Raw genomic sequence first — 12319 nt, 5'->3', positions numbered from 1 at the left:
TTGGGTCGCTCATATAAGCTTGGCATTCATAATTTAGGACGAAAGGGAAGCGGTGCTAAGCGTAGCTTCCCCCGCCCATTTTTGTGCGGTTTAAACGGTGGGCTTTCCCTTACCTATGCCGGGGATCAGCACGCCCGTTTCTGCTAGGTATTTCTGGTATTCGGGGTCTTCCCCCCAGCGTTCCAGGCCCTTCTTCTCTAGCATCGGCAGGCCAGAGATCTTGGTCAGCAGCAGGGTCACGAAGATGGGGGATAGGACTGCCACCCAAGCGCCCCCGTTCAAAGCCGGGGCCACAATCAGCAGTACGCCAATCCAAAGGGTGATTTCACCCAGGTAGTTGGGGTGGCGGGAGATGCTCCATAGGCCGTGCTGAATGAACTTGCCACGGTTCGCCGGGTCCTGCTTGAAGTTGTATTTTTGCTGGTCGGCCACCGCCTCGAAAATAAAACCAGCAGTCCAGATAGCCAGGCCAACCCAAGATAGCCAGCTCATGCCCGCCTGGGTGGTCAAGGAAATGCCAATCCAGGCGCCCAAAGCGGTCAGGGAAATCCACAGTCCCTGCAGGGTCCAGGCGGTCAGGAAGCGCCAGAAGTTCGGCTTAATGTCTTCGAAGCGGGAATCCCCACCGCTCTTGGAAATGCGGATGGTCAAGAAAGTGCCCAGTCGCAGGGCCCAAATCAGGACACAGGCCGCCAAAATCCAGGCGATCAGGGAGCCAGAGGCGCAGCAGGCCGCCAAGATGATGGTTAAAGAAATGTAGGTCAGGGAGCCGGTCAGGTCGTAGAACTTTTCAGTTTGGAACTTGTAGGCGAAGGCGAAAGCAATCCACTGGATCAGGAAAACCCCTAGGGCCACCCAGAAGGTAGCGGGCATACCCCACAGGCTGACCACCTGGGAAACCGGGGCGTAGGCTAGGCCCAAACCAATCAGGGCGACGATTAAAGGTAGAAGCTTTTTCACAGTCAAATTCCTCAAGTTCACGTTTTTAAGCCGATATTATTGAGATTATCGGCCAAAAACCGCAGACGCTAAGGGACTGTTGTAGCTATGAATCACACTCATATTCCACCGCTTGTTAACGTCCAGCCTGACGAAACCGTCTTTACGCTGCTGTCCCGACGCTATGAAAACCACCCGAAAACCGCAGCATTTCTAGTCAAAAACCCCGAACGCTACCGCACCCCAGAGTCAGGGGCAGGCGCGAAATCGGAAGTGAAGCATCTGGCCGCCAGTGAAGGCGCAGAATCATCAAAATGGAGCAAAATCACAACCGCAGAGTTCTACCAGCAGGTTGTCACGGTTGGCACTCACCTAGCTGAAGCTGGGGTACAAGTAGGCCAAAAAGTCGCGGTCATGGCCCCCACCAGTTACGAATGGGCGATCGTGGACTTCGCCCTCTGGGCCGTCGGCGCGGTAGTCGTCCCCGTCTATGAGACCTCCTCGGCCTCCCAGGTCCAACACATTGTGGAACAAAACCAGATCCAGCTGGGCTTCGCCGGGGACCTAGAGCACGCTGAAAAACTGACCCAGGCGGGCGTGAAAGTCTGGTGCTTCTGGCCCGAAAATGAGCCCACCAAACCCAGTAACAAGGTGACGGTGACCGAAAGTGGCGACGAAGCGCCCTCGGCCCCGAACTATGAGTCCTTTACCGACCTGCTAAGCGGCGCCCCGAACCATGGCCTAGTGGCTGAACGCCAACAGCAGGTAAAGGCCAGTGACCCGGCTACTATCGTCTACACCTCCGGCACGACCGGCGCGGCCAAGGGCGCGGTAATCCGCCATGAGAACCTGCTCAGCCAGGTGTATAACGTGGCCGCCGCCTACACCGAGGTCGTGCGCGAGGGTGGCCGAACCGTCATCTTCCTGCCCCTAGCTCACGTCCTAGCACGCGGCCTACAGTTGGCCTGCGTCGCCAACGGCATGGCCATCGCGCACCTCTCCAACCCCAAGGAAGTCATCCCCAGCCTGACCGAAGTACGCCCCACCTTCCTAGTGGTGGTCCCGCGGATCCTAGAGAAGATCCGCGCGCAGGTCGCCAAAATGGCTGACAGTAAGCACCTGGGCTGGGCGTGGCAGCGGGCCGAAAAGAGTGCCTTGGCGCAGTTTGCGGGCCAGTATGGAAAGCAAGGCCAGCCGGGCAAGCAAGGCCAGCCGGCTGAGCAAGCGAAGACCACAAACTCGGCGAAGACCACGAAACCTGGCCAGCCGGGTAAGCTGCTGCAGCGAGCCGAATACGCCCTGTGGTCCCGCCTGTTCTTCAAGCGCATCAAAGACCTCATGGGCGGGCAAATCGACTACCTACTTTCCGGTGGGGCACCCCTGCCCGGAACCCTGTGCCAACTATTTACCGGCCTAGGGATCCCCGTGATTGAAGGCTATGGTCTGACCGAAACCACCGCACCCCTAACCGGTAACCGCCCGGGAGATATCACCCCCGGCAGTGTGGGCCTACCCATCCCCGGAACCGAACTAAAAATAGGTGAAAATGAAGAAATCCTAGCCCGCGGTAAAGGCGTCTGCGAAGGCTACCTAGAACCGGCCGACAATGAAGGCAACTTCCACGACGGCTGGTTTGGCACCGGCGACTGCGGCTACCTAGATGAGGACGGGCGCCTGTGGATTACTGGTCGCCTAAAGGAAGTCGTCACCACGTCCTCGGGAAAAACCGTGGCCACCGCCCGGGCGACTGCCGCGCTAGAAGAAGACCCGTTGGTCGACCAGGCAATCATTGTGGGCGACGGGCAATCCTACCTGTCGGCGCTGCTCATCCTAGATCAGGCAGAAGCCCAGAAATGGGCAGAAAACCAGGGCGAAAAACTACCCGACTGCCCGCCCGAATCCCTGGTAGAAGTTACCTCCCAGACCCTGCATGCGCAGCTACAATCCGTAGTGGAGGCGTGGAATACTCAGGTGGCCCGTAGTGAGCAGATCAAACGTTTCACGGTGCTAGTGGGTAAGGCTCGACCGGGCGGAAAACTGATGACTCCCACGCTCAAATACAAGCGCAAAGCCATCTTGCAGGCCGCCGCGGACGTGATTGAAAAACTCTACGCCCGGCCCGCAGGTAGTTAGCGTGCAGCTCGCTGACGGGTAGGCTGATAAAGGAAAGCCTGCTGGCGGCCAGCTAGTTAGTGCGCAACTAGCTAGCGGGCGGCCAAGTCCTGATACAGGTCCAACATGGCCTGCGCCTGACTCTCAATACTCCACTTACCCGCCAACTTCCGTGAAGTCTTCGCGGCCTTCTTCGCAAAACGACGCGACTTCAGGTTCTGCAAGAGCTGCATAATCCCAGCCGCAAAAGCCTCCGGGGCCGGCTGCGTGACCATCCCGTTCGAACCGGGCTTAATCACCAACTGTAACTCTGGGTCAACCGACACTATCGGGAGCCCAGCCAGCGCGGCTTCGTGTAAAACTAGGGCCTGCGTATCAGTCAGGGACGGGAAGACAAACAGGTCCGCGGACGCATAGAACTGACCCAACTCTTCCCGTGGGAACTCACCCGGGATACTCACATAGCCCGCATCGCGCGCGGCCTCCAGGCGTTTAGCGATCTTCGGGTAGGGGGCCCAATCGCCCACGACAGTCAGGTGCGCCTGCGGGTAGCTGAGGCGGACCAGCTCGAAGGCATCGAGTAGCCGGTCAATACCCTTTTCGGGGGCAATGCGGCCGGCGTAAAGCAATTTGGGAGCTTTCCCGATTGGGCCGCGGTCAACCTCGGCCGTGCCTGGTAGGGGATTAACGCCATTGGGGATAACCTGTACGTCCAGGCCGGGGCAGATCAGCTGGCAACGCGAAGCAGTCTTTGGCGAGGGCGAAGTCACCACGTCCGCGGTCTCCAACATTTTTCGGCACACGCCCAAGAGCGTCGCCACATTCCGGGGATAGTTGGCGAAGTCCGCGCGCGCCTGCTTCAGGTCCTCCCGGGTGAGCAGTTCGCCCCCGTTATAGGCAATAAAGGCGTGCACAAGGGGGATCAGGTACGGCAGTACTTTCCGGTAGTGATCCGCGTAGGCCTCAAAGTCCGTGTGCCAGGTCAGAATGGTGGGGATCTGTAGGCGCTTGGCCGCCCAAATCCCCAGTAGCCCAACGGGACCCAGGCCGTGAACGTGCAGGACATCGGGTTGCATCTGCTCAAGCTGCTTCAGAGTCTTGCGGAAGCGCCGACTGGTCGCCACCTTGGTGGGCATGTGCGCCACCAGAATGGAGGGTAGTCGAATCTCGGTCCGTCCGGGCCGCCCATAGTGCGGGTTGGGGCCGGTGGCCGCCGGGGCCACGACGATGACCTCATGCCCGGCATCTAACAGGTTGCCTTCTAGCTGCTGTACGGCGTACATGAGGCCGTTACTGCCCGGGCCGTAGTTATCGCAGAATTGCGCGACCTTTAGTTTTTTCTGTGGTTCCGTGCTCACAATCCTAAACTTACCGGTGGCGTTCGTTTTCTGTCTAGCAACGCGCGGAGATACCTCACAGACTCTTCCCTGCGGGCCGGAACGGAACGTAGAATTGAGCCTTTGTTAGGTGAACATAAGTTTCGTCCGGGACGGCCCAGTTCCACCCGGCTTCTCGCTGGACTTTTTGTCCGGCATTTCACCTAGCTTTTTATCCCGCAACACGTACCCGCAAGGAGGTCGCAGACCGGTGGCTAAAACAGTGACCGAAGCTCCCCGTGGCGGAGCCTCAGACCCTTCCATCCCGGCTACCCGGAAGACCCCCAATAAGGCACCTTCCTTTAAGGCCTGGCGGGCCCCGCTCTTCTTCCTGCTGGCCCTGAGTGTCCTAGCGGGCCTAGATGCGGCCCTGGTGCGCATTGGTGCGGCTGCCCCGGTCAACAGCGTGGGTTTGGGTGCGAACCATGGCTGGCTGATGATCATTGGTTTCCTGGGCGCGGCCATCACCCTGGAGCGGGCCGTCGCCGCGGGCGTCTGGTGGGCATATCTGGCCCCAACCGGTACGGCTTTGGCGGCGCTGGGCTGGATGATCCAGCCGCTCCTGCACGCCACCGGGGTTGCTCACGCGCCCGGCGGGGGACATGTGGCCCTGCTGGTGGTGCAGCATCTGATTGGTGTGGGCATCCTACTGGCGGGCCTGATTTTGGCGGCCGCGTACGTGCGTTTTTACCGCCGAGTTCCACAGCGTGCCTTCCTGATTGCCGCTCTGGGCGCCTTCGACTTGGTGATCTGCGCAATCGGCTGGTTCGCGGGCCTGGGCATCAGCCAACTCTTGTTGCCGCTTTTGGGCTTCCCGATTTTTACGATTATTTCTGAGCGCCTAGAGTTGGCACGCCTGCACTTTTCTTCCCGGGCCGAGGACGCCGTGCTGGCTCTTAGTACCCTAGCTTTCGTTGCCTCTCTGTTGGCTTTTGTGGCCCCGAACCTGGGTTCGGTCCTCTGGGGCTACCTGCTTTTGGCCTTGACCGTGGTGGTTTGGTCTTCGGACGTGGCCCGTAAGACTTGGCGTCGTGAGGGGCAGACTAGGTTCATGGCGGTGGCCATGTTGGCCGGGTATTTCTGGCTGGCGGTGGCCGCGGTGATCTGGGCGGTCGCGGGGGAGTTGACCTCTGGCCCGGCCTATGAGGCGGCCATTCACGCAGTCACCCTGGGCTTTGCTTTTTCGATGATTTTGGCGCACGCCCCGGTGATTTTCCCGGCCCTGACTGGACGCCCGCTGCCGTGGCGACCCTTCTGGTGGGTGCTGCTGGGGGCCCTGCATGCCAGCCTGTGGTTGCGTCTGGGCGTGGGCTTGGTGTGGCAGTTTGCGAACCTGTGGCAGTGGGCGGCCAGCCTGAACGTGGTCACGGTTCTCGGCCTGGTGGTAACGGTCTTGGTGACAGCGGTAGTGCAGCCATGGTTGGTAGCGAATATTCAAAAGGAACAAAATGCCTGAGTTACAACTTCCGTCCTCTGAAAACCGCAACCACCCGGGCAGCCACCTAAACAAGGGGAGTGACTTGGCGTCCTCGTCAACGGGCCCGGCGTCCTCGTCAAAGGTACGTAGCCCGCAAAACTCCCGTCCCCAAAACTCTCGAGCCAACAGCGCCCCGCAGCTCATTAACCGCTGGGCCACTTTCACCTGGCTACTGCTGATTTTCATGTACCAGGTGTGGACGCAACTCTCGCACGCTCAGGCCCTCGCGCAGTTGCCGACCGGCTGGTGGACGGCCGTGCACCTATTCACCCTTGGGGTGATCGGGACGAATATTTTGACCTGGTCGGCACACTTCACCCAGGCGCTGGCTCGCGGCGGGAAGATCCCGAACCGGGGGCAAGCCTGGCGCCTGGCCGGGCACCAAACCGGTGCGATCATCACCGTAATCGGCATGCTGTTGGGGAATCCGCACGTGGCCCTGACGGGTGTGGTGATCCTGTTGGGCGTGTGGACTTGGCATGCGCTGGTGCTACTGCGCGCCTCCAAGGTGGTCTTCGCGGGCCCGCTGACTTTCCTGGCCCGCTATTACGTGTGGGCCTTCGCGTCCCTGATCGTGGCAGTGTCTTTGGCGGCCTGGCCCGCCTGGCGCCTAGCCAAGGGCACCGACCTGGGAGCGCTGGGTAATACCCTGGTCCTGTCCCATGTTTTCTTGAACCTACTGGGCTTTGTGGGCATCACCCTAGCGACGACCCTGGTGACTTTTGGTCCCACGGTCATGCGCACCAAGATGGTCCCGCAGGCCCGACCCTTGGCGACCCGCATGCTGCCACTACTGGTTCTGACTATGGTGCTGTCAGCCGCGGGGGCGGTGGCCAGCTACTGGACCGCTTGGGCCCTACGCCTGAGCCTGTGGGCCCTGGTTGCCTACCTGATCTTTTTCATCCTGGGAATCCTGCTGCCGCTAGTGTGGGCGGCGGTCCAAAAACCCCTTGACGAGTTCCCCGCCTACCTGATGTTTGCGGGCCTAATCTGGCTGACTGTGGCCCTGTCTATTTGGGCGGTCCGCCTGGCCGGCGTCCTTTTGGCGGGTCATGCCAGCGGCACTCATGTCCGTTCGGCCCTTTCCGGTGGGATTATTTGGTTCCTGTTCGGCATCGCTCAGGTGATTGCCGGTTCCCTGGCTTACCTGCTGCCCGTGATGCGTGGTGGTGGCCCGGCTGCCGCCCGCTATTCGAACGCTTGGATTGGGCAGCATGGCCTGCTGCGCGTAATCCTGTTGAACCTGTTGCTGGTCCTGTTCTGGTTCTTGCCTGCCACCCTTTCGTCTGCTTCTGACGAGGGCGCGGGCTTGGCTCCCGGACAGCTCCTTACCTGGCTGGTTTTGGGGGCTTTGGTACTGGTGGTCTTCTGGTCGCTAGCCCTGGTGCTGATTGGGCTGTTGTCCGAGCCGGCAAATGAGGCCGCCCAGGTCCCCTCTAAGTTGGATGCGCCTAACGTAAGTGGCCGTTTTGCACCCTCGGTAAAGGTGGATCCGAATGCGGCCGCGGCTGCTGCGACGAACGTGAAGCGCACCTATTTCGGGGCGGGAATGGTCCTGTTGGGATTGTTGATTGTGGCCTGGGTGCTGGTCGATCCGGCTTTCCGTTCCGGTCCGGCAGATGGCTACCTGCCGAAGCCGGCTGCGACCTCGGGACCGTCGGCAGGTCAGGCGGCAGGCCAGTCTGGCACTGCGGAAGGTGCCGAAAATGGGGGAGTGGCTGACCCGAATGCGAAGGTCGTGGACATTACCGTCAAGGGCATGTCTTTTGAGCCCGCCCAAGTGACCGTCCCGAAGGGTACGCACCTGGTGTTGAAACTGCATAATACGGCCCGCATTGAACATGATCTGCACCTTGAAAATGGCAAGCACACGGATCTGCTTAAGCCCAATCAAATCCAGGAACTGGATGCGGGCGTGATTGAGGGCCCGGTGGAGGGCTGGTGCTCAGTGACTGGTCACCGCCAAATGGGCATGGTCTTCCATATCAAAACCAACTAGAGCAGCGTTTCTGGCTGCGCCAAATCGGCGGCCGGATTATGCCGCAGACCCACGTCCAGCAGCCCCTGCGCTAGCTTCTCGCGCAGCTCCTGCAGGCTGGCCCCGCTGGCTTTGACCTGGTCACTGTAGAACTCTTCCGGGTCCACCCACCAGACCGGTCCGGGCCGCGGAGTATCCCCGGCCCGCCTGGGGAACAGGTGCCAGTGCAGGTGCGTGAGCCCATTGCCAAGCAGTTCGTAGTTCATCTTTTCGGCCCCAAAAGCCAGTCCCACAGCCTTCGCGACCTGCACCATTTCAGCCAAGTAAGCCTGCTGTTGGGCGGCGGGCAGTTCCCACAGTTCCCGAGCGTGCGTCTTCGACAGGAACATGGTGGTCCCGCGGACGTACTGGTGGTCGGCGATGACAACCCAGCCGCTCTTCGTTTCCGCGACCAGGTACGGATTGGTGCCCTGCTGGTTGGCTTTGATGCGCTGGCAAATTTCGCATTCCTTGGGTTCTTCGGCTTTTCCTGCCGAGGGCGCGTCCCCAGTTCCCGCTACTACGGTCCCAGTTCCCGCGACTACCGCCGCATTTTCGGGTACCGCGGTGGGTGCCGCTTCTGCCTCAGTAGCCTGTTCTTTTACAGCGGCAGCGCCCTGATCTTCCATGGCAGCGCCCTGAGAGGAGCGCTGATCCCCGGGGAAGCCGGGACCCTTATTCGGGGTAGTACCCTGCTGGTAGGCGGTGGCGGCGGCACGCGCCCGGTCGTCAGCGGCCTCGTTAAGGTCATGACCGGCATGGCCCTTAACCCACTCAAAAGTGACCTGGCGACCCTGAAGTTCCTCATCCAGGGCCTTCATGATTTCTACGTTCAGGACGGGCTTGCCATCAGCTTTCTTCCAGCCCTTTTTCTTCCACCCAAAACGCCACTTGGTCAGGGAGTTAATGACGTACTGCGAATCGCACAGGATATGCAGGGGCTCATCGGCTTTGCCGGCGGACTTGGTGGCACGCAATAGCTCCAAAACCGCGGTGAGCTCACCAATATTGTTGGTGCCCTGGGGCCAACCACCGGCGGCCCAACAGTTATCGTCAATCACCCAGGCCCAGCCGGCCGGGCCGGGATTGGAAAGGGCGGAACCGTCTGCTGCAGCAATAATCGTCATGTCTAAAAGCCTAACGCATCAGGCGGGCTAAACCCTGAAACGCTCGCTTACCTGTGGATGATTAGAGCCCGGCGAACACGGTACCCAAGGCGATCATGGCTTGGCCGGACACATAGGTGCACATCAACATTCCCTGACGTAGTGAGGAATGCTCAAAGAACATCTGCTTTGACAAGGTCGTATCCGAAATCAGGAATAGGGCCGCGCCCCACATGGCTGCCTCGGTCCCGAAATTCGGCTGGGCTAGGTGGGCTAGGAGCATCGCGGCACTCATCAACATAATTACGGACGAGTACGCGTAAACCAGTACCGGTTTCGTGGCCAGTAGGGAGTCGCGACGGTGATACACGCGCATAAAGGAAACCGCGAAGATCGTGTAAATGGCCGCCACGACCAGCGTGAAGGCCCAAGCTAGGGGAGGGGCCCCACCCGCCAGGATCACCCAGCGGACCGCCAGAGCGAAATAGAACAGGTGACCGACTAGGAAGGCGCCCAATCCTAGATAGAAGGAGCGAGCGGACTCGTACATGAGCGCAATATCGCCGATCCACCCGAAAAATAGTCCGGCGTAGACCAGCCAGATTGAGGCGTCAATATCGCCCTGGTGATTACCCAAAAGGATCAGGACGGTCACCAGCACGGCCAATAGTGGCATGAGCAATGGTTTTGTGAAGCGCGCCGGTCGCAGCCAACCCCAGAGGTTTGCTCCGACATTTACGATTGCCAGAATCACAAATGCGGCTCCTGAAAGGAACGTAATTGCGATGGGCGCGTTTAACATTTTTAAGCTCCTAGAGGTAATGTGTTGCAGCTCTCAGTTTTCTTTCGACGATGAAGGAAAACCGCTTGTGCGCTACGTCTAATAGAACGAATTTAGCACGTGTTCGCCAGCCGCTTAGCGTTTGGGGGGAATGTGGGACTTTAGCAGTGCGAAACCTGTCGCCAACACTGGCACAATAGAGGGGTAGCCCATGCACTAGGCATGGATCTCGAGTTGCCCTTAGGAGGCTATTTAGAATGACTGTTACTGCTCAGGAAATCCGCGACGCAGCTCCGGAAACCGCAACTGAGGAAGTTATCGAGTTTGTGACCCGCGTGGCTGAACTAGCCAAGCCGGAAGCTGTGTACTTTGCCGATGGTTCTGACGAAGAATGGGACCGCTTGACCTCTGAAATGGTCGAATCCGGCATGTTCACCCGCTTGAACCCGGAAAAGCGCCCGAACTCCTTCTTGGCTCGCTCGCTACCCTCTGACGTAGCCCGCGTGGAATCCCGTACCTTCATCTGCTCCGAAAAGGAAGAAGATGCTGGCCCGACCAACAACTGGTACGACCCGGCCGAAATGAAGAAGATCCTGAACGAAAAGTTCGATGGTGCTATGAAGGGCCGTACCATGTACGTCATTCCCTTCTCCATGGGTCCTCTAGGTGGTCCGATCTCCCAGCTAGGTATCGAACTATCCGACTCCCCCTACGTTGTTTGCAACATGCGCATCATGACCCGCATGGGTGCTGAAGCTATGCGCCTCATCTCCGAGGGTGCTGAATGGGTTCCCGCCGTTCACTCCGTTGGCGCTCCGCTAGAACCGGGGCAGGAAGATACCACCTGGCCTTGCAACGAAGAAAAGTACATCACTCACTTCCCGGAGACCAACGAAATCTGGTCCTACGGTTCCGGTTACGGCGGCAACGCCCTACTAGGCAAGAAGTGCTACGCCCTACGTATTGCTTCGACAATGGCAAAGCGTGACGGCTGGATGGCTGAGCACATGCTCATCCTACGTCTAACCAGCGAAGAGACCGGCAAGCAGTACCACGTTACCGCTGCCTTCCCGTCCGCTTGTGGTAAGACCAACCTGGCCATGCTGCAGCCCACCATCCCCGGCTACAAGGTCGAAACCGTTGGTGACGACATTGCTTGGATGCGCCCCGGCCCCGATGGCCGTCTATACGCCATCAACCCGGAAGCTGGCTTCTTCGGCGTTGCCCCCGGCACCAGCCACGAAACCAACCCCATGGCAATGGACACCATGGATCGCAACTCCATCTTCACCAACGTTGCTCTAACCGATGATGGCGACGTCTGGTGGGAAGGCTGCGACATCCCGGCCCCCACTCACCTAATCGACTGGAAGGGCAACGACTGGACCCCCGAGTCCGACGAAAAGGCTGCTCACCCGAACTCCCGCTTCACCACCCCGGCCGCTCAGTGCCCGATCATTTGTGAAGACTGGGAAGCTCCTCAGGGTGTTGCCATCGACGCCATCCTATTCGGCGGCCGTCGCGCCACCAACGTCCCGCTAGTTGCAGAACAGTACGAACCCGCACACGGTGTCTTCATCGGCGCCTCCGTGGCTTCCGAAGTTACCGCAGCTGCCACCGACGTTAAGGCCGGCTCCCTACGCCACGACCCCTTCGCTATGCTGCCCTTCTGTGGCTACAACATGGCCGACTACTGGGGCCACTGGCTAGACATGCAGGAAAAGCTAGGCGACAAGTTCCCGAAGGTATACCAGGTCAACTGGTTCCGCAAGGACGACGAAGGCAACTGGCTATGGCCGGGCTACGGCGACAACAGCCGTGTCCTAGACTGGATCGTTCGCCGCGCTGCCGGTGAAGTTGAGGCTGTTCCTGGCCTAACCGGTCTATACCCCAAGTTCGAAGACTTCAACATCGAAGGCCTAGACAACTTCGATCGCGAAACCTGGGACAAGCTGTACACCCTAGATCCCGAAGCTTGGGAAGCTGAAGCTGACGAAACTGAAGAATACTTCAAGAAGTTCGGCGACAAGGTTCCTGCTCCGATCCTAGAACAGCTAGCCAAGCTACGTGAACGCATCGCAGAAGCCAAGAAGGCCTGAGATAACCGCTCACGCTAACTAAAATATTTAGGCCCCCGTGCTTTTGAACACGGGGGCCTAAATGTTACGATCACTTAGTTGTTTTAGGAGCTGGGGGAATGTCATATTCTAGGTCATTTGGCTGGTCGAGCATAAGTACCATATAAGAATATGAATTATGGTACATGCCGCATTTGTGTGCTTTGATATAGTAACCATCAATGGATTTCCGGTTTGTTATAAGCATCGCAGCACATTCTTGAACCGAAATTCCTTTTGCAGCTACAACCCAACCGTATCTATTTAGATGTGAAGGAGTTGGAGTAACTGTGGTTGCGTTTGCACTTGGGATAGCTGAAAACGCTAGAGCTATAGTCGCTAGCGATGTAAATAATAGTCGTTTCATGGGCTCGATTTTACCTTTCTTTGGTTT

Annotated in this window: 9 protein-coding genes; 4 read left to right on the top strand and 5 right to left on the bottom strand. The window is 58.9% G+C overall.

The genetic code is table 11. The features are described from left to right. Positions 1-90: 90 nt before the first annotated feature. Positions 91-960, bottom strand: a complete 870-nt coding sequence (locus BSR28_RS01205) for a DUF1295 domain-containing protein (protein ID WP_198928898.1) — start codon at positions 958-960, stop codon at positions 91-93. A gap of 87 nt (positions 961-1047) precedes the next feature. Here BSR28_RS01205 and BSR28_RS01200 point away from each other — a divergent pair, with 87 nt between their 5' ends. After that, the gene (locus BSR28_RS01200) at positions 1048-3072 is read left to right on the top strand and encodes an AMP-dependent synthetase/ligase (protein WP_083562841.1); all 2025 of its coding nucleotides are present in this window, start codon (positions 1048-1050) and stop codon (positions 3070-3072) included. A 71-nt stretch (positions 3073-3143) separates the two neighbouring features. Here the strand turns inward: BSR28_RS01200 and BSR28_RS01195 are convergent, their stop codons facing one another. Then, complete coding sequence (locus BSR28_RS01195) at positions 3144-4409, bottom strand: glycosyltransferase (RefSeq protein WP_073713089.1); 1266 nt, start codon at positions 4407-4409, stop codon at positions 3144-3146. Positions 4410-4638: 229 nt separating this feature from the next. Between BSR28_RS01195 and BSR28_RS01190 the strand changes: the two genes are divergently transcribed. Further along, positions 4639-5883: a hypothetical protein gene (locus BSR28_RS01190; RefSeq protein WP_083562839.1), complete on the top strand. Its 1245-nt coding sequence runs from the start codon at positions 4639-4641 to the stop codon at positions 5881-5883. Next, complete coding sequence (locus tag BSR28_RS01185) at positions 5876-7903, top strand: cupredoxin domain-containing protein (RefSeq protein WP_073713088.1); 2028 nt, start codon at positions 5876-5878, stop codon at positions 7901-7903. The genes BSR28_RS01190 and BSR28_RS01185 overlap by 8 nt, the downstream gene beginning before the upstream one ends. Here BSR28_RS01185 and BSR28_RS08800 read toward each other — a convergent pair. After that, complete coding sequence (locus BSR28_RS08800; protein WP_083562837.1) at positions 7900-9048, bottom strand: RNase H family protein; 1149 nt, start codon at positions 9046-9048, stop codon at positions 7900-7902. The two genes, BSR28_RS01185 and BSR28_RS08800, sit on opposite strands and share 4 nt — an antisense overlap. A gap of 61 nt (positions 9049-9109) precedes the next feature. Further along, entirely contained in the window at positions 9110-9829 is a 720-nt protein-coding gene (locus BSR28_RS01175) for a lysoplasmalogenase (RefSeq protein ID WP_073713087.1), read from the bottom strand. Between the two features lie 236 nt (positions 9830-10065). Between BSR28_RS01175 and BSR28_RS01170 the strand changes: the two genes are divergently transcribed. Beyond that, positions 10066-11907, top strand: coding sequence for a phosphoenolpyruvate carboxykinase (GTP) (locus tag BSR28_RS01170; RefSeq protein ID WP_073708515.1), 1842 nt, complete (start codon positions 10066-10068; stop codon positions 11905-11907). A gap of 70 nt (positions 11908-11977) precedes the next feature. Here the strand turns inward: BSR28_RS01170 and BSR28_RS08900 are convergent, their stop codons facing one another. Further along, positions 11978-12292: a hypothetical protein gene (locus tag BSR28_RS08900; protein WP_125899161.1), complete on the bottom strand. Its 315-nt coding sequence runs from the start codon at positions 12290-12292 to the stop codon at positions 11978-11980. Between the last annotated feature and the right edge of the window lie 27 nt (positions 12293-12319).

The organism is Boudabousia liubingyangii, assembly GCF_001907245.1.
In the GTDB taxonomy this organism is placed as follows: domain Bacteria; phylum Actinomycetota; class Actinomycetes; order Actinomycetales; family Actinomycetaceae; genus Boudabousia; species Boudabousia liubingyangii.
The sequence above is the reverse complement of the archived record's forward strand: the minus strand, read 5'-3'. Positions and strand labels throughout refer to the sequence as shown.